Origin of the sequence: Synechococcus sp. CS-1332 (genome assembly GCF_025127995.1) — a bacterium.
Taxonomy (GTDB): domain Bacteria; phylum Cyanobacteriota; class Cyanobacteriia; order PCC-6307; family Cyanobiaceae; genus Cyanobium.
Map to the genome: position 1 here is coordinate 43,774 of NZ_JAHLYP010000040.1, position 21,428 is coordinate 65,201.

A 21,428-nucleotide genomic window follows, 5' to 3' on the forward strand; every position below is an offset into this window, starting at 1 on the left:
CCAGGCCCCATCAAGGCCGCACGGCTGTATCCAGCAAACCGGTGCTGCCGGCTGGACGGATGGAACGGCCTGCGCTGTCATGACGTTTGCCCGCCCAGCCGAAGGCAACGACCCTGATCTGGAGTCTGCTGCCCCTGCTGCCCCTTGGACTGGTGGCCGGCCTGCTCTCGGGGCTGCTGGGCATCGGCGGTGGGCTGATCTTCTCCCCCGTGCTGCTGCTGCTGGGCCTCACCCCCCACCAGGCCCTGGCCACCAGCACCCTGGCGATCGTGCCCACCACGCTCGGTGGCAGCATCGCCCACGTCCGCAGCGGCAGGCTCACCTGGTCGGGGACGGTGGCGATCGCGGCCGGTGCCGCCATCAGCGGAGGCCTGTTCAGCCACCTGGGTGGGGGCCTCGCTGGCTGGCAGCTGATGAGCCTGCAGGCGGGGCTGTACGTCCTGCTCACCGTCATGGTCAAGCCCCGCAGCCAGCTGGCCCTGGCGGCCCCGGAGCAGGAGCCCCAACCCCTCCCCCTCGCCCTGGTGGGGGCCCTGGCAGGGGTGGCGGCCGGCCTGCTGGGGGTGGGCGGCGGCCTGGTGATGGTGCCGGTGATGGTGGGGGGACTGGGGATGCCGGTCCATGGGGCGATTCGGTACAGCACGCTGGCGGTGCTGGCTTCCTCCAGCAGCGCCTCGGTGGCCTTTCTGGCCGACGGCAGGGCGAATCCGCTGATCGGACTGGTGCTGGGGGGCACCGCGGCCCTGGCGGCCCAGTGGTCCGCCAGCCGACTCGAGCGGGTCCCGGAGCAACGGCTGGTCTGGATGCTGCGGGCCATCACCCTGGTGCTGGCGCTGGACAGCGGCCGCCGCGCCGTGGGCCTGTGGTTCGAGGCTCAGGGGATCACGCTCCAGAAACCGGGGTCTAGCTCGTAGCCGAGGACGGCGGCCATCTGGCCCAGATTGGCGCGGCACTCGATCCCTCCCGCAGCGGCCCAGTGGTCGAGGAGAAACAGGCGTTGGGTGATCCAGAGCTCCAGGCTCTCAGGGCCGAAGCGAATCCCCTCGGTAGGGCTGAAGCCATGGGGGAGCAGCATCGCCACATGGCGGGTGAGCTGCCCCCCGCTGCGCTCCAGCACCAGGGGCAGCCAGGGATGCAGCGCATCGGCCCGCAGACTCCACAACCGCAGCTCGGCGATCTCCGAGAGTTCGCGTGGGTCTTCTGCGTCCCGGGGCCAGTCGAAGTCGATCTGCAGTCCGCTGGCGGCGGTGAGCAGCGCGGCCGGTGCCAGCGACGCCAGGCCCCCCAGGGGGGAGAGATCGAGCCCGCCCACCTGGTTGGCGGACACCTTCAGGGGCTCGGGGCAGGGTGAAAGCGCCATCAAGAGCTGTGACAGGGCAGGGCCGCAGGCTGGACCGTAGCTCGCGATGGCCGAAGAATGGGTCGGTCAAACTCCATCCACCGACAAGGACATGGTCACCCCGATCAACCAGGCCGAAGTGCTGATCGCCCTCGTCGTGGCAGCCCATGCCGGCGTGCTGGCCGTGCGTCTCTGCTTCAGCCTCTACAAAGCCTGAAGCAGCCGGGGCTGCTCCCTTGGCAAGGGGCGAGGAGGCTGCTACAAGCGGGGGGCTCGCAGCCTTCCCTCAGGTGCGCCAGACCCAGCCCCAGCCTTCACGGCGCCAGCCTTCCGCTGCACGCAGCTCCACGGGCCGTCCGCGGCGTTCCTCGGCCCTCCATGCGGCCCCCAGCCCCAAGGGCCGTCCGGATGGAGCCGGGCTCTCGATCGAGGCCCCCCGTTCCCTGGCCGAAGCCGGGGGTTGCGGCCTGGAGAGTCAGTTGCTTTCCCTCTCCGCCGAGCGACAGGAGCTGGTCTGCAGCCTCATCGGCCTGGCCGTGAAGCTGGGGCTCATCGGCCTCACGGGTGTGAGCCTGTTCCAACTTGCCGGCGCTTATCAGCAGCGCATGGAGAGCCAGGGGGAGATCTCGGCCGTTCTGGAGATCGAGAACGCCAAGTTGATCAAGGCCAGGGAGCGTTTCGACACCCTGTTCATGGTGGAAGGAGAGCAGCGCCTGATCCGGGAACAAAGCCAGTGGATCGCCCCGAATCGCCTACGGGTGATCTGGCAGTCGAACCGTCCGTTTCCAACTGTTGAATCCCCCGCGTCCGGTTCCGGAAACCAAGGCGCCCGTCCGTAGGTTGGGGCCCCCTCTCGCACCCGGACCATCCACGCCATGGTGACCCCTTCCGGTGACACCGCCCTGACTCCCTCCCGCAGCAGCGTTCCCGGAACCGCCCTGATCACCGGCGCCTCCTCCGGTGTCGGTCTGTTCGCCACCAAGGCCCTGGTGGATCGGGGCTGGCACGTGGTGATGGCCTGCAGGGACACGGACAAGGCCCGCCGGGCCCAGGCCGCCCTGGCCATTGCCGATGCCGCGGTCACGCACCTGAAAGTGGATCTGGCGGACCTCGATGGGGTGCGCGCCCTCGTCGATGCCTTCCATGCCACCGGTCGCCCCCTGGATGCCCTGGTCTGCAATGCGGCGGTCTACCTGCCGCGGCTGAAGCATCCGGAACGCTCTCCCCAGGGCTACGAAATCTCGATGGCCACGAATCACTTCGGCCATTTCCTGCTGATCCACCTGCTGCTGGACGACCTCAAGCGCTCCAGCCACCCCTCCCGCCGGCTGGTGATCCTGGGCACCGTCACCGCCAACTCCAAGGAGCTGGGGGGCAAGATCCCCATCCCCGCCCCCGCCGACCTGGGCGATCTCTCCGGCTTCGCCGCCGGATTCAAGGCCCCGATCGCCATGGCAAACGGCAAGAGCTTCAAGCCCGGCAAGGCCTACAAGGACAGCAAGCTCTGCAACATGATCACGACCCAGGAACTGCATCGGCGCCTGCATGACGCCACCGGCATCGTGTTCACCTCCCTCTATCCAGGCTGCGTGGCCGATACCCCCCTGTTCCGGCATACCCCGCGGGCCTTTCAGACGATCTTCCCCTGGTTCCAGAAGAACATCACCGGCGGCTACGTGAGCCAGGCCCTGGCGGGAGAGCGTGTGGCCCAGGTGACGGCGGATCCGGACTTCGCCAGCTCCGGCGTGCACTGGAGCTGGGGGAACCGCCAGACGAAGGGGGGCAAGCAGTTCAGTCAGGAGCTCTCGGAAAAGGCGAGCAACCCGCTCACTGCCCAGCGGATGTGGGACCTTTCCCTGCAACTGGTCGGACTTGCCTGAGGCGATCGCCAGCCCGGCGGCAATGCGTCGGAATCTGCCAATTCAGACGCAGTCAAGGCTGAAGCCGCTAGGACGACACTCAGTACCACCTCCGGAGTCGATGGCCCGCACGCTGCGCTGGGGAGTAGGGCTGCTGCTGGTCGTCAGCCTGACGATCGGTGCGTTCCTGCTTCTGCCCTTCCGCACCTGGTTACCTGGCGGCACGGTGGCGGATGTTCCCACCAGTCAGGTGGTGAATGGCACGGCGTTCAACCGCCTGTTTCCCGAGCCGGACGCCGGGGACCAACTGGTGTTCACCCAGGAAAAGCGTGGCTTCAGTGAGGCCAGGCTCAAGCACGGCGATCAGGTGAAAGCCCTGCTCGCCATCTCCGATGTCACCACCGCACCGGAGGCACGCCGCAAGTTCGAGATCAGCGATAGCCGGCTGCAGGGCTGGCCGCTGGTGGAGCAGGGCCAGCAGGCCACGGCCCTGCTGGTGGCCGACCGCTTCCAGGTCAAGGTGATCGGCCAGGGTGAGGGGCTGAACGCCGAGCAGCGTCAGGCCCTGATCGGCCGATTCAACATCAGGGGCCTGGCGGCCCTGGAGCCCGTCACATGAGCTCTGTTCTCGAGCGCCTCGACCGCCTGCCCCGCCGCAATCTGACGGTGCTCGCCATCAAGGGCATCAGCACCCTTGTCCCCGGTGGCTGGCACAACATCACCCGTGCCGAGGAGCTGATCAGCGACGTGCTGGGCAGCAGCGATCCAGAGCTGATCCGCCAGGTGCGAACCCGGGCCGACGCCTTGAGCCAGGCCCGCCACGAAGGCTATGGCCGTGCCCTGAGCCTGTACGACGCCGTCAACCGGTCGCAGAAGGCTGCCGGTGGGCTGCGTCTGCTGGCCAACGTCGGCGGCGCCCTGCCGTTGGTCAAACGCGTCGCCGACCTCACCCCCACCAGCGAAACCCTGCAGGCGGCGGATCTGAGTCTGAAAGTGGCCGCCGAAATGCTGGCCTTCACCCAGGTGAATGGCCTGCCGGGCGACAGCTTCGGAGATTTCGCCGCCTCCTTGGGCGAGTACGCCGGTGAGGCCAGGGTCCGGATGGCCGCGTTGATCTGTTTCGATGCCCTGTTGCCCCTGGGCGACCAGGCCTTGCAGCGCCTGGATGGTCTGCTGGGGGGGGTTGGCAAGCGGGAGCTGCGCCAGCTCCCTGCCTATGCCGGCCTGGCCTCGATGCTGCCGGGGCGCGGCGACGAGGCCCACCTGACCTTCCTGCGCCGGGGCGTGGACCAATGGCTGGGCTGGGCTGGAGGCTTCAGCAGCCAGCTGGGGCTCAGCGGCCAGAAAGCCGTGCAGGCCCTGGAGAGCACCCTGGGCCCCTGGCAGGGGGGCTTCAAGCAGATGGCCACCTTCCTCGATGCCTTCACTGACACTTACAAGCACACGGGGGTGCAGGCGGTGGCCCGCCGACTGGTGGAGCGGGCCGCCGCGGAAATCTGAGGATGGCTGGGGGTAGCGCTGTGCTGTGCGAAGACAGCCTCTAGATCGACAGCATCTTGATCCCCAGCGCAATCAGCACCAAACCGGCCAGCATTTCCACCTTGCTGCCCAGCCGTCCGGAGAGCCGGCGGGCCAGGAATAGGCCCAGGTAGGTGGAGACGAAAGCCCCCACACCGATGGCCATGGAGTAGATACCGATGGGCTTATTCACGATGCCGAGAGATACACCAACTCCCAGCGAATCAATGCTGGTGACGGCGGAGACAAACAGGATCCGCCAGGGTCCGTGCACTTTCAGCTCCTGTTCCTGACCACCTCCGTCGTGTTGATCCCTGTAGGCCGTCCAACACATGTGGCCCCCCACCGCCACCAGCAGCGCAAAGGCCACCCAGTGGTCGACATCCATGATCAGGTTGCGGGCGACGCGGCCGAGCAGAAACCCGATCGCCGTGGCCAGCCCTTCCGAGAGGCCGGAGCTGAGGGCAAAGAACAACGCCCGTCGCCAGGAGAAGTGCCGGAATCCCAGGGCGATGGCCGCCGAGAACGAATCCACACTCAGCACCGCCGTAAACAGCAGTAGCTCCAGGATCATTCCGCAGGTGCATCTCGCCTCAGCCTAGCGACAGCTCCTGGGAGGGGTTCCTGGCTGACTCAGAAAGGCAGCGCGTTCAGTCGAACCCGAGCAGGTCGAAGATCTCCCGATCCTTGAGGGATATGGCCTCCAGAGGCTCCACGTCGGTGAGCATCTTTTGGGCCAGGTTCAGGTATTCCTGCTGCACGGCCTCCACTTCCGGTGTGCTCTCCATCTCGAAGATGGTGCACTTCTTGAGCCGTGATTTGCGAATCGCATCGACGGTCTTGAAGTGGGCCATGGTGCGCAATCCGGTGCGCTCGTTGAACTTGTCGATTTCGTCGGTCTCCTCCGAGCGGTTGGCAATCACCCCGCCAAGGCGCACCTTGTAATTCTTGGCCTTGGCATTGATGGCCTGCATGATCCGATTCATGGCAAAAATCGAATCGAAATCGTTGGCGGTCACGATCAGGCAGTAGTCCGCATGCTGGAGCGGCGCGGCGAAGCCACCGCAGACCACGTCACCCAGCACGTCAAAGATCACCACATCGGTGTCTTCCAGCAGGTGGTGCTCCTTGAGCAGCTTGACCGTCTGGCCGGTCACGTAGCCACCGCAGCCGGTGCCGGCCGGGGGGCCACCGGACTCGACGCACATCACGCCGTTGTAGCCCTCGAAGACGAAGTCTTCGGGCCGCAGTTCCTCGGTGTGGAAGTCGACGGTCTCGAGGATGTCGATCACCGTCGGCACCATCTTCTTGGTGAGGGTGAAGGTGGAATCGTGCTTGGGGTCACAACCGATCTGCAACACCCGCTTGCCCAGCTTGGAGAAGGCGGCGGAGAGATTCGAGGAGGTGGTGGATTTGCCGATCCCGCCCTTGCCGTAGACGGCGATCACCAGCGCCCCCTCCTCGATGGCCATCGACGCGTCCTGATGCACCTGCAGGCTGCCCTCGCCATCGTCGCGGGGGTTCGCGGTGGTGCTCGAGGGAGCCGTGAGTGTGGTGGTCATAGGGAGAACAAGGGGAAGCCGGCGCACCGGCAGATCACTCGTAAGGAAACAGCCTGCTCAGATCGGATCCCGGCTGGCGGGGGATCACGCAAACCGAAACATCGCCAGAGAGGCCCTCAACGGCTGAAGTGGGCCTTGGCGTCGTAGAGGGCTTCGGCATCAATGCGCTCCAGGCCCCGTTCGCGGGCGAAGGCTTCGGTGTTCTTGCGCACCTTGCCCCGCACGAAGAAGGGAATCTTGGCGAGTTCCGCCTCCCCGTCGGCTGTCCAGAGGCTCTCGAGTGCCTCGCGCACGGCGGCGGCGGCCGTGATGGTACCGGGAGCGGGGGCCGGGGTGGCAGGAGCAGCCTCGGGTTCCCCTGTCCCCGCCGCCGTCGGGGCGCCGTCGCCCAGGTGGCTGCGATGGCCGTCGACGAATTCGAAGTCGTGGCGGAACATGCCGATCAGGTGCTCCTCCAGGCCCATCATCAGCGGGTGCACCCAGGAATCGAAGATCACATTGGCCCCCTCCCAGCCCATCTGGGGGGAGTAACGGGCAGGCACGTCCTGGACGTGCAGGGGGGCGCTGATCACCGCACAGGGAAGACCGAGCCGCTTGGCGCTGTGGCGTTCCATCTGGGTACCGAGCACCAGCTCTGCCGCCGCCTCGCCCATGGCCTTCTCCACCACCAGGTAGTCGTCGGTGATCAGGGCCTCAAGGCCCAGCTCGGCGGCGGCGGCCCGCACCTCCCTGGCCTGCTCCCGGCTGTAGCTGCCCAGGCCCACCACCTGGAAGCCCAGTTCCTTTGAGGCGATCCGGGCGGCGGCGATGGCGTGGGTCGCATCGGCGAAGATGAACACCCGCTTGCCGGTGAGGTAGGTGGAATCGACGGAGCGGGAATACCAGGGCAGCCGGGAACGGCGCTCGGCCTCGCTCGGTTGCCCCTCCACCTCCTGCAGGTCGGCCGGAAGCGCCAGGTCGAGCACGCCATGGAGCTCCCGCAGGAAGGCGGCGGTGGCGCCGATGCCGATCGGCACCGTGCGCACCACCGGCTGGCCGAAGCTGCGCTCCAGCCAGCTGCACACTGGGCCCGCCACCTCGGGGTAGAGGCAGACGTTGGCATCGGCCGTGGGGATGCGGATCAGATCGGCGGGCCGGGCCCCGAGCGGAGCCACCACCGCCACATCGATGCCGTGCTCGGCCAGCAGCCGGGTGATCTCCAGCACGTCGTCGCGGCAGCGGAAGCCCAGCAGGCTGGGGCCCAGCAGGTTGACCCGGGGACGGCGGCCCTCCTGGCGCCAGCGGGACGGGGAGGGCTTGGGGGTGCCCGGAGCCGGCATCTCGCCCTTGAGCAGGGTGCGGACCAGCTGGTAGAAGGTTTCGGCCGCTCCCCAGTTCTCCTTCTTGGAATAGGCGGGCAGCTCCAGGTTCACCAGCGGCACCCCCAGGTTCATCCCCCCGGCCAGGGCGCCGGGCTGGTCCTGGATCAGCTCGGCGGTGCAGCTTTCACCCACCAGCAGCGCCTCGGGCTGGAAACGCTCAACGGCCTGGCGGATCGAGCGCTGCACCAGTTCGGCGGTGTCACCGCCCAGATCCCTGGCCTGGAACGTGGTGTAGGTGACGGGGGGACGCAGGCCCCGCCGCTCGATCATCGTGAACAGCAGGTCGGCGTAGGTGTCGCCCTGGGGGGCATGGAGCACGTAGTGCACCCCCTCCATGGAGGTGGCGATGCGCATGGCACCCACGTGGGGGGGGCCTTCGTAGGTCCAGAGGGTCAGTTCCATGGGGGTTTCAGGAGAGCTGCAGCAGGGCCCGGCGCCGCAGGGGGCGGGCAAAGAGTTCGGCCAGTTCACCAGCCTGGTCGCAGCCGTGGATCGGGCTGAACACCAGTTCGATCGACCACTTGGTGGCGATGCCTTCGGCCTCGAGGGGATTGGCCAGGCCCAGGCCGCAGAGCACCAGGTCGGGGCGGGCGGCCCGCACCCGCTCCAGCTGCAGGTCCACGTCCTGGCCCTCGCTGAGCTGGGTCTCGGGGGGGAGCAGGGCCAGGTCGGCGGCCATCAACTGGCGATCGAGGTAGGGGGTGCCCACCTCCACCAGCTCCATGCCGCATTCACGGCTGAGGAACCGGGCCAGGGGAATCTCCATCTGGGAATCGGGGAGCAGGAACAGCCGCTTGCCGGCGAGCACTTCCCGATGGGGAGCCAGGGCCAGGCGACCCCGCTCCACGAGGGGGTCGAGCACCGCGTTGAAGTGGGCCGTGGGTACGCCGAAGGCGGTGGCGGCGGCGGCCATCCAGTCGCGGCTGCCCTCCACGCCGAAGGGATAGGGGGCGCTCAGCAGGGTGGCGCCCCGGTGCTGCAGGGCCCGGGCCGTTGCGCTCAGGAAGGGCTGGGCGAGCAGCACCCGCGTCCCCTTGCCGACGGGGGGCAGATCGGTGGAGCGGCGCGGCGGCAGGCTGCGGACCGTGCTGATGCCAAGCCGCTCGAAGATCAGCCGGAAACGATCCTCCACCGCATCGGCCAGGGTGCCCACGATCAGCAGCTGCTCCTCGTCGGAGCGGGGCAGCAGGGGGAGCATGGACAGCAGGGCGTTGTCCTCCCCCTGGGTGAAAGTGGTCTCGATGCCGCTGCCGGAGTAGTTCAGCACCCGCACCCGGCCCAGCAGCTGGGTGCTGAGCCGCTCCGCCGCCTTGGCCAGGTCGAGCTTGATCACCTCGCTGGGACAGGAGCCCACCAGGAAGAGGGTGCGGATCTCGGGTCGGCGCTCCAGCAGATCCTTCACCAGACGGTCGAGTTCCTCGTTGGCATCCGCCAGGCCCGCCAGATCCTTCTCGCCCAGGATGGCCGTGCCGAAGCGGGGCTCGGCGAAGATCATCACCCCGGCCGCCGACTGGATCAGGTGGGCGCAGGTGCGCGAGCCCACCACCAGGAAAAAAGCGTCGGGCATGCGGCGGTGCAGCCAGACGATGGACGTGAGGCCGCAGAACACTTCCCGCTGGCCGCTCTCCTTGAGGATGTCCGGGGGAGAAGGCTGAACCGGTGGAGCGGACACACCCATGGAGGGGATCGCCAGGTATGGAGCTTCCATGGGTTAGCGGGGCGGACGGGGTCGCTGCCCGACTGCGTTACATCTTTTCGGGATCGTGTCCGGATTCCAGCGCTCAGAGGCGGCGGCGGAAACCCTCGCTGAAACCGGCGCTGCGCTCGTCGCGATCCCCATCGGCGCTGCGGCTGAGCTTCCAGACGTTGCGTCCCAGGCGACGGGCCCTGAGTCCACCCCGCTCCACCACCGATGCCCCCGGCCGGGCCCCCATCAGCTGGGCCACTTCGGCGGTGCTCAGGGGCGCGCCGGTGCGGATGGCCAGGTCGGTGATCTCGAGCCGCTGCCGCAGGCCCGTCAGATCGACCGGGCTTTCGGTCTCACCTCCCTCGTGCCAGTCGCCGGGGATGTCGTCGCCGACAGTGCCAAGGCGCCGCATCAGGCCCAGACCGATGAAGGCGAGGGCCTGCTCCGGCCTCACCCCCTCATCCAGCGCCCTGGTGATCCATTCTGAGACGCTGTCCTGGTCCAGGGACGTCCGCAGGGGCTGGGTCTCGCTCGCGGCCCCCGGGGCCGGGGCCCTCTGCTCGGAGGATCCGGCGGGGGACGATCCGTTGGCGGAGGGAGCGGTTGCGTTGCGCCGGGAGGCCATGATCGCGCAGGCGGGGAGTGCCCTGGACGGTATCGGTTACCTTCCGCGTCGCAAGGGTCTCCATGGCATCACAGTGAAGAGGGAAGGAGGCATCTTTCCCACCCCCAGGCCGTTGCTGGATGCATCCATGGATCGCTCGCCTCTATCGGCTTCCGGACGTTCTGACCTTCTGTCCCCGTTCGCCAATGAGGCCGCGCAAGAGGAGCCCGTGGAGATCGCCCCCGGCGTCTGGTGGGTGGGGGTACGGCTGGCCCACGATCATTTTCAGTGCCACGCCTACTTCATCGCCAATGGATCCGAAGGGGTGCTGATCGACCCGGGTTCACCACTCACCATCGACGGCACCCTGGCCAAACTCAGGCGGATCACTGATCTCGACGCGATCCGCTGGATCGTCTGCCACCACCCCGACCCCGACATCTGCGCCGCCCTGCCCAGGCTGTCGGAGGAGCTGAAACGCCCCGACGTGCAGATGGTGAGCGAATGGCGCGGCAACGCTCTGATCCGCCACTACGGCCACCGCTTCCAGCCTTTTCTGGTGGAGGAGCACGGCTGGTGCCTGCCGCTGCAGGGCGATCGAAGGCTGGAATTCCAGCTGACGCCCTACCTGCACTTCCCGGGGGCCATGGTCTCTTACGACACCTTCAGTCGCACCCTGTTCTCCTCCGACCTGTTCGGAGGATTCGTGCCTGACAGCAACATCCTGGAGTCGGACGACGCCGCCTACATCATCGAGAACGCCAGGCCGTTCCACCAGCACTACATGCCCAGCCGGGAGCTGCTCAGTGCCGGTCTTGCCCGCATCCGCTCCCGCTGGCCTGAGATCAGCCGGATCGCTCCCCAACATGGCCACATCGTGGCCGCCTCGATCGTCGATGAGGTGTTCAAGGGGCTGGGTGCCATGGACTGCGGCGTCTACTGCCTGGCCGATGCGGACACGAACCTGAAGCGCCTGCTCCACATCGCCGAAGCCCGCAAGCGGCTGACCGAAGCCCTGATGCACCAAAGCAGTCCCCTGGGCATGGTCAGGGCCATGGGCACCATTCTGGAATCCTCCGGTGAGGCCAGTGACTGCGAACTGGGGGTGAACATGCCCGTCGACGGCTGGACCACCTGGTGCGCAGGCGACGGCCATCCCGAGCAACGGGAGCCGAACCCCGACTGGCACCACATCTGCCTGCTGGGCCGTCCTGCCATGGTGCTGGCCCTGCGGGGCGATGGCACGGAGCATCCCTTTGATCCCGACATGGAGCGGATGCTGAGGGACTTCGCCGAATCCATGCGCCCCTGGGTGGACAACCTTCTGCAGGATCAATCAGACGCGAAGGAGATGGCCGCCCTCAACACCGCGGCTTTCTCCGATCCGCTCACGGGACTGGCCAACCGGCGTGCCCTTGAAGCGGAGAAGCTGGCGGGAAGCTATTCCCTGATTGAACTGGATCTCGACCATTTCAAGGACGTGAACGACGCTTGCGGCCACGACGCCGGCGACCGGGTGCTCAAGGCGCTTGCCCGGGTGCTGCAGGAGTCGGTGCGGCAACAGGACCACACCTACCGCCTCGGCGGTGAGGAGTTCCTGGTGGTGCTGCCTGAGGCCGACGAGGGCACGGCCCTTCAGGTGGCCGAACGTATCCGGTTATCGGTGCGGCAGCTCGATCTCAAGGGGGATGCCCCCGGAGGGCGCATCACGGTCAGCCTGGGGGTGAGCACCAAATCAGCCCTGCTGACATCTGACTTCTCCCAGGTGATGGGCCTGGCCGATCAGGCGCTCTATGCCGCCAAAGGAGCCGGCCGTGACCGGGTCTGTGCCGCCGACAATCTTGCCGCGAGCAGCCTCTAGGGCGGAACACCTATGGCGGCGAACCACCCGGGAGTACCCTCCAGTCCTGGACAGCCCCTGGTGGCGGCCAGGGATCCCGGCGCTTCAACCCCCCCGGTGATCGACACGACCGTCTTCTCCGGGAGTTGGCGCCTGGCGCCGTGATGGATTCGCAGCCCGCCCGTTCTTTCCTTCGCGACGACCGGTCGGACGCCAGACGACGGGCGGCGAACCTGCGCATCACCGGCACCGATGTCAGTGGCGAGAGCTCCGGCCCCAGCTGCGTGATCACCACCGACAGCGAAGGCCGGCGTCTGGCGCGCCAGTCGAGCCACGTGCAGTCGATCGAGCTGCGCACCTACGTCTTCCTGGATTCGCTCCAGCCCCAGCTGGCGTCGTACATGGGCACGGTGTCCCATGGCTTCCTGCCGATTCCCGGCGATGCCTGCCTGTGGCTGGAGGTGTCACCGGGGATGGCCGTGCACCGGGTCACCGACATCGCCCTGAAAGCCAGCACGGTGCGGCTCGGCCAGATGGTGGTGGAGCGGGCCTTCGGTTCCCTGGCTCTGTACCACCGCGATCAGAGCAACGTCCTCCACTCCGGTGACGTGGTCCTGGAGGCCATCGGCAGCCGGGTGGAGCTGCGCAGCCGTTGTGAGGTCACCTGGACCGAGATCATCCGGGCGATCACCCCCGACCATGCCGTGCTGATCAACCGCCAGAACCGCCGCGGCTCGATGATCCAGGCCGGGATGAGCATGTTCATCCTCGAGACCGAGCCGGCCGGCTACGTGCTGATCGCCGCCAACGAAGCAGAGAAGGGCTCCAACATCACCGTGGTCGACGTCAAGGCCGTCGGCGCCTTCGGCCGCCTCACCCTGGCGGGCAAGGAGGGCGATGTGGAGGAGGCCGCCGCCGCCGCGATGCGCGCCGTGGCCCAGATCAACGCCGGTTCCAGGGCCTGATCGCTTCTGGTACCGCTCAGTCCAGGCCCAGCAGACGTTTCAGACCCGGTGCCATGGCCCGGGCGGCCTTGCCGCGGCTGCCCAGGCGGCTCTTGAGGTGCTCCCCCATAGCGGCATAGCTGCAACCCGCTGAGCGCACGAAGAAGAGCGGGTCGTAGCCGCCGCCATGGCCCGAGGGTTCCCGCAGGATCAGCCCCCGGCAGACCCCTTCGGACTCCAGCACGACCTGGCCGGAGGGGTCGGCCAGGGCCATGGCGCTCACGAAGGTGCCGCCGCGGTAGAGGGAATCTGCCAGCTCCTTGAGCAGCCGGTGGATTTTCTCGTGGTCGGTGGGGGCATAGCGGGCCGAATGCAGACCCGGGCGGCCATCGAGGGCATCCACCTCCAGTCCCGAGTCGTCGGCCAGGGCCCAACAGCCGGTGAGGGTGGCCGCGGTGGAGGCCTTCAGGCGCGCGTTCTCCGCATAGGTGAGGCCCGTCTCCTCGATCTCCAGATCCTTTGGCTGCTGCCGCACCTCCAGTCCCACCTCCGGACCTACCCCCTCAAGCATGGCCGTGATCTCGGCCACCTTGTGGGAGTTGCCGCTGGCGATCACCAGCACCGGGCGAGAAGGGGAGAGGGTCAAGCCGGGCCCACGGGGGGACCCATTGTGGTGCAGAGCGGTGTGGCGGGCGCTGAAGGGGTGGGGCAGGACGGGTTGAACATTCCACCCCCGGAAAACTCCAGGGTTCCTGCCCCGGGGCGGACGATAGGGAATTCGCCACCGATCGGACGAAGCGAGCAGTCAACGTTGCGCGACCGCTGACGGGCGACGGAGAGATTCGCCCTTAGGTTGCCAGCACCCTTTGGGCGCCGGAGGGCGATGGAGTCGAGCCTGGTCCTACAGAACCTGCTCTCAGCGCCGGTGCTCTTCTTCTTTCTGGGCATCCTCGGCGTACTGGTGGGCTCCGACCTGGAGATCCCCTCCCCGCTGCCCAAGCTGTTCTCCCTGTACCTGCTGCTGGCGATCGGCTTCAAGGGAGGCATGGAGCTGGCCCACAGCGGCCTCGGTCCCCAGGTGCTGCTGACGATCGGAGCGGCGGTGGTGATGTCCCTGCTGGTGCCCCTGACGAGCTTCCTGCTGTTGCGGCTGCGCCTGGATGGCTATAACGCCGCCGCCATCGCGGCCTCCTATGGCTCGATCAGCGCCGTGACCTTCATCACGGCCGAGAGCTTCCTCAATGTTCTGGAGGTGAACTTCGACGGCTTCATGGTGGCGGCCCTGGCCCTGATGGAATCGCCGGCGATCGTGGTGGGGGTGATCCTGGCCAAGCTCTCGGCCCCGGCCGAGGATCGGGAGTCCGCCGGGGACCAGGAGAACCGCGGTGATCAGGAGAACGGGGGGGGGGGTCTGCGCTGGCGGGAAGTGCTCCAGGAGGCCTTTCTCAACGGTTCGGTGTACCTGTTGATCGGCAGTCTGGTGATCGGCTATGTGGTGGCGGCCTTCAGCCCGGCGGGGCTGGAGAAGATGGATCCCTTCACCGAAAAACTGTTCTACGGAGCCCTCTGTTTCTTCCTGCTCGACATGGGCATCGTGGCGGCGCAACGGCTGCGGGACCTGCGCCAGACGGGGGCCTTCCTGATCGGCTTCTCCCTGCTGGCCCCCCCCGTGCACGCCTTGGTGGGACTGCTGGTCAGTGCCCTGCTGGGCCTGAGCCAGGGCAACACCCTGCTGTTCATGGTGCTCTGCGCCAGCGCCTCGTACATCGCCGTGCCGGCGGCGATGCGCATGACCGTTCCCCAGGCCAACCCGAGCCTGTACATCTCCACAGCCCTGGGTCTCACCTTCCCCTTCAATGTGGTGATCGGAATTCCTCTGTACATGGCGCTGACCCGACACTTCATCCCGGTCGGCTGAGCCCAGGCCCCACGCCATCCCCTCGCCAAACCTTTGCCCCGACACCATGAAACGAATCGATCTGTTTCTCAGCGAACGGGAGTTGAACCGGGTCTGCAAGGCCATCACCGCGGCCGGAGCCAAGGGCTATTCGGTGATGCGGCACGTCACGGGCATGGGGCCGTCCGGGGAGATCTCCGAAGGGATGGATTTCAGCGGGCTGGGGGCCAATGCCCACGTGATCGTGTTCGTCGAGGACGCCGTGCTGGCGGCCGTGGGCAAGGCCCTGAAGCCCCTGCTGAAGCGCTATGGCGGGGTGGGCTTCGTCTCGAGCGCCGAGCCCCTCTGAACCAGGCTGGCGGTCCCGCAGCAACCGCGCCGGAAGCAGCGATCAAGCAAAGCTTGCATTTTATGTTGCACTGATCAGCCGTCCTTATCAACCGATCGCAAAACCTTGATGGCCGCCGGGCTGCCAATCGCTTGACGGAGGGTTTGACGGAGGAGCAAGGTTGCACACGAACATTCCACCCCCCTCCTCCAGGAGCAGGTAATGGCAAACGAAACCATGGGCATCGCCCTCGGCATGATCGAGACACGCGGTCTGGTCCCCGCCATCGAAGCGGCTGACGCCATGACCAAAGCCGCCGAAGTGCGCCTCATCGGTCGCGAATTCGTCGGAGGCGGCTACGTGACCGTCCTGGTGCGGGGTGAAACCGGTGCCGTCAACGCCGCCGTCCGCGCCGGCGCCGACGCCTGCGAGCGCGTGGGTGACGGCCTGGTGGCCGCCCACATCATCGCCCGTCCCCACCGTGAAGTGGAGCCGGCGCTGAACAGCAGCTTCGGCCTGGGATCGAAGGACTGAGCGGTCAAGCCGACCCTCTGATTTTTCATCCGAACCCATCCGAACAATCCCATGAGCAAGAAGTACGACGCCGGGGTCAAGGAGTACCGCGACACTTACTGGACTCCCGATTACGTCCCCCTCGACACCGACCTGCTGGCCTGCTTCAAGTGCACCGGCCAGGAAGGTGTGCCCAAGGAAGAAGTGGCTGCCGCCGTGGCCGCCGAGTCCTCCACCGGCACCTGGTCCACTGTGTGGTCCGAGCTCCTCACCGATCTCGACTTTTACAAGGGCCGCTGCTACCGCATCGAAGACGTCCCTGGTGACAAGGAGTCGTTCTATGCCTTCATCGCCTACCCCCTCGACCTGTTCGAGGAAGGCTCGGTGACCAACGTGCTCACCTCCCTGGTGGGCAACGTGTTCGGCTTCAAGGCCCTGCGTCACCTGCGTCTGGAAGACATCCGCTTCCCGATGGCCTTCATCAAGACCTGCCCCGGCCCGCCGAACGGCATCTGCGTCGAACGCGACCGGATGAACAAGTACGGCCGTCCCCTGCTGGGTTGCACCATCAAGCCGAAGCTCGGCCTCTCCGGCAAGAACTACGGCCGGGTGGTCTACGAATGCCTCCGCGGCGGCCTCGACTTCACCAAGGACGACGAGAACATCAACTCCCAGCCCTTCCAGCGTTGGCAGAACCGTTTCGAGTTCGTGGCCGAAGCCGTGGAACTCGCCCAGGAAGAAACCGGCGAGAAGAAGGGGCACTACCTCAACTGCACCGCCGCCACTCCTGAGGAGATGTACGAGCGGGCCGAGTTCGCCAAGGAACTCGGACAGCCGATCATCATGCACGACTACATCACCGGTGGCTTCACGGCCAACACCGGTCTGTCGAAGTGGTGCCGCAAGAACGGCATGCTGCTCCACATTCACCGGGCCATGCACGCGGTGATCGACCGCCATCCCAAGCACGGCATCCACTTCCGGGTGCTGGCCAAGTGCCTGCGCCTCTCCGGTGGCGACCAGCTGCACACCGGCACCGTGGTGGGCAAGCTCGAGGGTGACCGTCAGACCACCCTGGGCTTCATCGACCAGCTGCGTGAATCCTTCATTCCCGAAGATCGCACCCGCGGCAACTTCTTCGATCAGGACTGGGGTTCGATGCCCGGCGTCTTCGCCGTGGCCTCCGGCGGCATCCACGTGTGGCACATGCCCGCCCTGGTTGCCATCTTCGGTGACGACTCCGTGCTCCAGTTCGGTGGTGGCACCCACGGTCACCCCTGGGGTTCGGCCGCCGGCGCCGCCGCCAACCGGGTGGCCCTGGAAGCCTGCGTCAAGGCCCGCAACGCCGGCCGCGAAATCGAGAAGGAAGGCCGCGACATCCTCCTGGAAGCCGCCAAGCACAGCCCCGAGCTGGCCATCGCCCTCGAGACCTGGAAGGAAATCAAGTTCGAGTTCGACACCGTCGACAAACTCGACGTCGGCTGAGCCGACACCCGGCCCCATGCCTTGCCACCGCTGACCGACGGTTCAACCACCGGTCAGCGGAGCTGGGCTTCCCATCCCATTCCCCTCAAGGATCCCCATGCCCTTCAAGAGCACCGTGGGTGACTATCAAACAGTCGCCACCCTGGAGACCTTCGGCTTCCTCCCGCCGATGACCCAGGACGAGATCTATGACCAGATCGCCTACATCATTGCCCAGGGCTGGAGCCCCCTGGTCGAGCACGTCCACCCCAGCCGCTCCATGGCCACCTACTGGTCCTTCTGGAAGCTGCCCTTCTTCGGTGAGAAGGATCTCGGCGTGATCGTGAACGAACTGGAGTCCTGCCACAGGGCCTACCCGGACCATCACGTGCGCCTCGTGGGCTACGACGCCTACACCCAGAGTCAGGGTGCCTGCTTCGTCGTGTTCGAAGGCCGCTGATCCAGCGGTCCCAGCGGATCCCGGCCGGCGGTCGGGGTCCATCACTTTTGATCATCCATTCACGGGGCGGACATGGCCAGGACCACCAGTCGGGAAGCAGCTCTGGAGCGCCGCAAGGCCCTCACCAACGGCGGCAAGAAAGCCACCGCCCAGTTCATGTCCTCCCCGGGACGGGTGCGCACGGCCGCCGATGCCCAGCGCAGCCGCACCGAAGTAGCGAGTCCTGCGTCAGCCCCTGCCGAGGTCGCACCACGCAGCAGCGCCGCACCACGCCGTGCCTCCACCTCGCTGACCTCCCCTTCCAGTTCCGGCCATCGCAGCAACGCCAAGCCGTTGGCGAACCCCAGCCGCAACCTGGTGCTGGAGCGCCGTGAAGCCCTCTCCCGCCGTGGCAAGCGCGCTGACACCTCCCGCGATCGCACCCGTCAGGAGGTGATGAGCGCCTCCAAATCCAACACCACCCCCGCCAGCTCCGCGGTGGCAAGCGATCGCCCCTGTGGCTGCAAGGACGCCAAGGCGGCAGCGGCCGCCAGCCCCAGCAGCTCCACCGGCCTGGGGGCGTCCCTGGCTAATCGCAGCGCTCGCAACGGCACTGGCGAGCGCCGTGGCGTCGCCAAGCGCACCGCCCAGCACAACCCCAGCCGGGCGATCGTCATGGCCCGCCGTGAGGCCCTCTCCAAGCGCGGCAAATCCGCCAGCGCCCCCACCAGCGCCGTCGCCGCCTCGGTGGCGCGCCAGGCGAACCCCGATATGAGCAGCCGCGAGCTGGCCCAGAAGGTGCGCGAACTGAAGTGCAAGGTGGGCTCCGCCGGCAGCTCCCGCAGCGGTGGCTCCCGTCCCACCGGCCCCCGCCGGGGCCAGGCCAAGATTGATGCCACCGCCGATGCCCATTGGAAAGTTGGCGTGAGCGAGACGGTCCGGGGCCAGGTCGTCACCGGCACCCAGGCCAACCGTTCCCTCAAGACCACCGGCAACGAGGCCAGCACCTGCCGGCCGGTCACCGGCACCGAGTACCTGGGCGCCGAAATCTTCCGCACCTTCTGCCAGAGCGACCCCACTCCGCTGCAGCCCGCCAAGGTGCGGGTGAGCGCCACCAGCCACGGCAACCGGGTCACGGGCAACGAAGTGGGCCGCTCTGAAAAAGTCACCGGCGACGAACCCGGCACCTGCAAGACCATCACCGGCACCGAATACATCTCCGCCAACCAGAGCGCCGCCTGGTGCGGCACCACCAGCCCCTCCCCCCGCAAGGTGGGGCTCACCCGCACCACCGCCGGCCGGCCTGTTTCCGGGGTGATCGTGGAGCGCTCCGAGCGGGTCACCGGCAACGAGCCCGGCGCCAATCGCCAGCTCACCGGGACCCAGTACGTGGGTGACCAGTCGGAGGTGCCAGGGCGCGCTCCAGCCAAGGTCAGCAGCCTGCACACCCTGCGCGGCACCGGCATCACCGGCACCCATGTGGGCCGCAGCGAGCACGTCACCGGCGACGAGCCGGGCTCCTGCCGAATGGTCACCGGCGACGAGTACATCGGCACCCAGCAGTTCGAGCAGTTCTGCGGCACCAAACCAGCACCGGAAGCCGCCAAGGTCGGGTTCAGCGTCACCAACAAGGCACTGGTGGTGAGCGGCACTCGAACCGGCCGTTCCGAGAAGGTCACCGGCGATGAACCCGGCACCTGCAAGGCCGTCACCGGCACCCCCTACGCCGGCATGGAGCAGGCCGGCACCTGGTGCGCCTCCGACCGGGTGGCCGAGATCCGCCAGCGCACCCCCGCCCGCATGGGCACCCCGGGACCGCGTCTCAGCGGCCTGCAGCCCGGCATCGGCGGTGTCATGACCGGTGCCGAGCATGGCGCCTGCGAGGACATCACCGGCACCCCCTACATCGGTGGCGACCAGCTGGCTGAAGCCTGCGGCGCCGCCGCAACCCAGGACGCGGATTTCCCCCAGCCCCTCACGGGTCAACCCTGGCAGCAGTTCAGCGTCCAGTCCCCAGCCCGTGCCGCCCATACGGCCCAGACCGCCCGCCAGCGCCCTGGTGGCGTCACTGGCAACAGCTACGAACAGGGCAACCGCATCACCGGCCCCTTCGACATGGCCGCCGACAAGGTGACCGGCACCGAACAGTTCCGCTTCGACCGGCGCGGCCCGGCGCCGGTCCGGCAGCGATCGACGCAACCCCCCGGAGCGGTCCGGCAGCGCCAACCGGCCGCGCCGGTGACCGTGGACGAAGATGCCCGTCCCACCTCCCGTATCACCGGCGAAGGCCTCTCCGCCGGCCTGAACATCACCGGTGATGACTGGGGTCGTGGCAAGCACGTGACCGGTACCGAGGGGGCCTCGGCCCGTCGCCGCAACCCCAGCAGGGTCGGTCCGATGGCGGCCATGCCCGGCTTCCAGAGCAAGCGCAACGAGGACCTGCCCGAGCCCACCAACAAGATCACCGGATCCAGCGGCAGCACCAACTCCGGTTCCCTGATCACGGTCTCCGGCGGAGCCCGCGGCTAATCTCTGATGCCCCGCCGCCCGGCCCCAGCGATCCGTGCCCTTGCCCCCAGCGCCCCCCGGCGCCGGAGTGAGGCTCCCGGTGGCGTCGATCTCTCCAGGCGTCTGGCAGCCGTACGGCTCGGTCAGGGGGCGTCCGGCCTCCATCCGCTGACGGACAGCGCCGCCAACGCAGCCCTGCAGACCTACGACCGCGGTGTCAAGGACGCCTTCGACCGGATCGTGCCCGTGCTCAAGCGCCTGTCGGCCCTGCAGCACGAGGATGACTTCGTGGAGCGCGCCCAGGGCCTGGCCCAGGCGGAGCTTGGCTTCAGCCTGCCCCTGCCGATCCTGGAGAAGGCCTGGGTCAGCCAGCTCGACATGCGCAGCCTGTTCGCCTGGTGCGTTTTCGAAACCTACGAGCAGACCAGCGACGGTTTCTTCCGCGACGATCCCCTGCATGGCCAGCCCGGCAGCCCGGCGGCGGAGGAATTCAACGCCTTCCTGCTCTCCTGCGGCTTCCACCTGCTGGATGCCACCCCCTGCGCCGACGGCCGCTTGGCCCATGCCATCGCCTTCGCTCTGCGGTTGCCGTTCAGCTCGGTGCGCCGCCGGCCCCACGCCGGTGCCCTGTTCGATGTGGAGAACACGGTCAATCGCTGGGTCAAGACCGAACATCGCCGCTACCGGGAGGGCATTCCCAACCCCGCCCACGACGACACCCGTTACCTGAAGGTGGTGCTCTACCACTTCAGTTCCCGCGATCCCTCCCACGAGGGTTGCGCCGCCCACGGCAGTGACGACACCCTGGCGGCCAGCTGCGGCCGAGAGCGGCTGATGGAGTTCCAGCAAGCGGTGGAGAACAGCTTCTGCTGCGGCGCCTCCGTCGACCTGCTGCTGCTGGGCATCGACACCGACACTGACGCCATCCGGGTGCACGTGCCGGGCATGGACGGCAGCACCCGCCTGGACCACTGGCTGGATGCCGCCACGGTGTATGAGGCGACGCGCCACCTCCATCCCGAGGAGGCCCGGCTCCGGATCGCTGAACTGGTAGAAGCGGCCGCGGCCAGCAGCCCCGATCCGGGCATGGTGCGCCTGATCGCCCGGTTGCTGGAGCACAACATCTCCCAGATCGACTACGTGCGCCAGTACCACCACGGGCACTACGCCGATGCCGGCCATGCCGAGCGCTTCATCGGCGTGGGCATCGGCTTCAAGGAGATCCACTTGCGCAACCTCACCTACTTCGCCTACATGGACACCGTCGAGGAGGGGGCCCCCGACATGGACGTGGGGGTGAAGATCTTCAAGGGCCTCAACGTCTCCCGCGGCCTGCCGGTGCCCGTGGTGGTGCGCTTCGACTACAACGGCAAGGTGCCGGGCGCCCGGGAGCGGGCGGTGCGCCATGCCCAGCGGGTTCAGGAAGCGATCGAGAACCGTTACGCCGATCTTTTCTCCCAGGGCCTGCTGCATGCCTTGCTCACCGTGCGCGACCAGGAACGCCACACGCCCGCCGAGGCGGTAGGTTCCACCATCAGCCTCACTAACGCAGGAGGGCACTGACC

At 67.5% G+C, this 21,428-nt stretch carries 22 protein-coding genes; 15 read left to right on the top strand and 7 right to left on the bottom strand.

Annotated elements, in window-relative coordinates:
- The first annotated feature begins 86 nt into the window (after nucleotides 1-86).
- The gene (locus KQ305_RS09000) at nucleotides 87-914 is read left to right on the top strand and encodes a sulfite exporter TauE/SafE family protein (RefSeq protein WP_259725075.1); all 828 of its coding nucleotides are present in this window, start codon (nucleotides 87-89) and stop codon (nucleotides 912-914) included.
- Here the strand turns inward: KQ305_RS09000 and KQ305_RS09005 are convergent.
- Nucleotides 875-1,360, bottom strand: a complete 486-nt coding sequence (locus KQ305_RS09005) for a CRR6 family NdhI maturation factor (protein ID WP_259725076.1) — start codon at nucleotides 1,358-1,360, stop codon at nucleotides 875-877. The genes KQ305_RS09000 and KQ305_RS09005 overlap by 40 nt on opposite strands.
- A gap of 91 nt (nucleotides 1,361-1,451) precedes the next feature.
- Between KQ305_RS09005 and psaM the strand changes: the two genes are divergently transcribed.
- The 5 genes from psaM to KQ305_RS09030 all read left to right on the top strand — a co-directional run bounded on the left by psaM (nucleotide 1,452) and on the right by KQ305_RS09030 (nucleotide 4,698).
- The gene (psaM, locus tag KQ305_RS09010) at nucleotides 1,452-1,556 is read left to right on the top strand and encodes a photosystem I reaction center subunit XII (RefSeq protein ID WP_035828799.1); all 105 of its coding nucleotides are present in this window, start codon (nucleotides 1,452-1,454) and stop codon (nucleotides 1,554-1,556) included.
- A 73-nt stretch (nucleotides 1,557-1,629) separates the two neighbouring features.
- The gene (locus tag KQ305_RS09015; protein WP_259725077.1) at nucleotides 1,630-2,178 is read left to right on the top strand and encodes a hypothetical protein; all 549 of its coding nucleotides are present in this window, start codon (nucleotides 1,630-1,632) and stop codon (nucleotides 2,176-2,178) included.
- Between the two features lie 36 nt (nucleotides 2,179-2,214).
- Nucleotides 2,215-3,219, top strand: coding sequence for a protochlorophyllide reductase (locus tag KQ305_RS09020; RefSeq protein WP_259725078.1), 1,005 nt, complete (start codon nucleotides 2,215-2,217; stop codon nucleotides 3,217-3,219).
- Nucleotides 3,220-3,319: 100 nt separating this feature from the next.
- Nucleotides 3,320-3,817, top strand: coding sequence for a hypothetical protein (locus KQ305_RS09025; protein ID WP_259725079.1), 498 nt, complete (start codon nucleotides 3,320-3,322; stop codon nucleotides 3,815-3,817).
- Complete coding sequence (locus KQ305_RS09030) at nucleotides 3,814-4,698, top strand: hypothetical protein (RefSeq protein WP_259725080.1); 885 nt, start codon at nucleotides 3,814-3,816, stop codon at nucleotides 4,696-4,698. Before KQ305_RS09025 ends, KQ305_RS09030 begins: the two co-directional genes overlap by 4 nt.
- 40 nt (nucleotides 4,699-4,738) lie before the next feature.
- On the opposite strand, the gene KQ305_RS09035 is transcribed toward KQ305_RS09030, so the two are convergent.
- From KQ305_RS09035 to KQ305_RS15355, 5 genes are all read right to left on the bottom strand, one after another.
- Nucleotides 4,739-5,290: a manganese efflux pump MntP family protein gene (locus KQ305_RS09035; protein WP_259725081.1), complete on the bottom strand. Its 552-nt coding sequence runs from the start codon at nucleotides 5,288-5,290 to the stop codon at nucleotides 4,739-4,741.
- Between the two features lie 76 nt (nucleotides 5,291-5,366).
- On the bottom strand, nucleotides 5,367-6,278 hold the full coding sequence (gene bchL, locus KQ305_RS09040) for a ferredoxin:protochlorophyllide reductase (ATP-dependent) iron-sulfur ATP-binding protein (protein WP_259725082.1): 912 nt from the start codon (nucleotides 6,276-6,278) through the stop codon (nucleotides 5,367-5,369).
- A 116-nt stretch (nucleotides 6,279-6,394) separates the two neighbouring features.
- The gene (locus tag KQ305_RS09045; RefSeq protein ID WP_259725083.1) at nucleotides 6,395-8,041 is read right to left on the bottom strand and encodes a ferredoxin:protochlorophyllide reductase (ATP-dependent) subunit B; all 1,647 of its coding nucleotides are present in this window, start codon (nucleotides 8,039-8,041) and stop codon (nucleotides 6,395-6,397) included.
- A 7-nt stretch (nucleotides 8,042-8,048) separates the two neighbouring features.
- Complete coding sequence (locus tag KQ305_RS09050; RefSeq protein ID WP_259725106.1) at nucleotides 8,049-9,317, bottom strand: ferredoxin:protochlorophyllide reductase (ATP-dependent) subunit N; 1,269 nt, start codon at nucleotides 9,315-9,317, stop codon at nucleotides 8,049-8,051.
- Between the two features lie 103 nt (nucleotides 9,318-9,420).
- On the bottom strand, nucleotides 9,421-9,951 hold the full coding sequence (locus tag KQ305_RS15355) for a hypothetical protein (protein WP_311134335.1): 531 nt from the start codon (nucleotides 9,949-9,951) through the stop codon (nucleotides 9,421-9,423).
- A 208-nt stretch (nucleotides 9,952-10,159) separates the two neighbouring features.
- Here KQ305_RS15355 and KQ305_RS09060 point away from each other — a divergent pair, with 208 nt between their 5' ends.
- Both KQ305_RS09060 and KQ305_RS09065 read left to right on the top strand, forming a co-directional pair.
- Nucleotides 10,160-11,791, top strand: a complete 1,632-nt coding sequence (locus KQ305_RS09060; protein ID WP_259725084.1) for a diguanylate cyclase — start codon at nucleotides 10,160-10,162, stop codon at nucleotides 11,789-11,791.
- 143 nt (nucleotides 11,792-11,934) lie between these two features.
- Nucleotides 11,935-12,735, top strand: a complete 801-nt coding sequence (locus KQ305_RS09065; protein WP_259725085.1) for a BMC domain-containing protein — start codon at nucleotides 11,935-11,937, stop codon at nucleotides 12,733-12,735.
- A gap of 16 nt (nucleotides 12,736-12,751) precedes the next feature.
- On the opposite strand, the gene KQ305_RS09070 is transcribed toward KQ305_RS09065, so the two are convergent.
- On the bottom strand, nucleotides 12,752-13,360 hold the full coding sequence (locus KQ305_RS09070; RefSeq protein WP_259725086.1) for a non-canonical purine NTP pyrophosphatase: 609 nt from the start codon (nucleotides 13,358-13,360) through the stop codon (nucleotides 12,752-12,754).
- A 237-nt stretch (nucleotides 13,361-13,597) separates the two neighbouring features.
- On the opposite strand from KQ305_RS09070, the gene KQ305_RS09075 reads away from it, so the two are divergent.
- From KQ305_RS09075 to KQ305_RS09105, 7 genes are all read left to right on the top strand, one after another.
- The gene (locus tag KQ305_RS09075; RefSeq protein WP_259725108.1) at nucleotides 13,598-14,632 is read left to right on the top strand and encodes a sodium-dependent bicarbonate transport family permease; all 1,035 of its coding nucleotides are present in this window, start codon (nucleotides 13,598-13,600) and stop codon (nucleotides 14,630-14,632) included.
- A gap of 46 nt (nucleotides 14,633-14,678) precedes the next feature.
- Complete coding sequence (locus KQ305_RS09080; protein ID WP_259725087.1) at nucleotides 14,679-14,960, top strand: P-II family nitrogen regulator; 282 nt, start codon at nucleotides 14,679-14,681, stop codon at nucleotides 14,958-14,960.
- A gap of 201 nt (nucleotides 14,961-15,161) precedes the next feature.
- Nucleotides 15,162-15,473 (top strand): BMC domain-containing protein, encoded by a 312-nt coding sequence (locus KQ305_RS09085; protein WP_015107695.1) that lies wholly within the window; start codon nucleotides 15,162-15,164, stop codon nucleotides 15,471-15,473.
- A gap of 51 nt (nucleotides 15,474-15,524) precedes the next feature.
- On the top strand, nucleotides 15,525-16,937 hold the full coding sequence (locus KQ305_RS09090) for a form I ribulose bisphosphate carboxylase large subunit (RefSeq protein ID WP_259725088.1): 1,413 nt from the start codon (nucleotides 15,525-15,527) through the stop codon (nucleotides 16,935-16,937).
- Nucleotides 16,938-17,034: 97 nt separating this feature from the next.
- The gene (locus KQ305_RS09095) at nucleotides 17,035-17,376 is read left to right on the top strand and encodes a ribulose bisphosphate carboxylase small subunit (RefSeq protein WP_094586905.1); all 342 of its coding nucleotides are present in this window, start codon (nucleotides 17,035-17,037) and stop codon (nucleotides 17,374-17,376) included.
- A gap of 72 nt (nucleotides 17,377-17,448) precedes the next feature.
- Nucleotides 17,449-19,884 (top strand): CsoS2 family carboxysome shell protein, encoded by a 2,436-nt coding sequence (locus tag KQ305_RS09100; RefSeq protein WP_259725089.1) that lies wholly within the window; start codon nucleotides 17,449-17,451, stop codon nucleotides 19,882-19,884.
- A gap of 6 nt (nucleotides 19,885-19,890) precedes the next feature.
- Nucleotides 19,891-21,426, top strand: a complete 1,536-nt coding sequence (locus tag KQ305_RS09105; protein ID WP_259725090.1) for a carboxysome shell carbonic anhydrase — start codon at nucleotides 19,891-19,893, stop codon at nucleotides 21,424-21,426.
- Nucleotides 21,427-21,428: the final 2 nt, after the last annotated feature.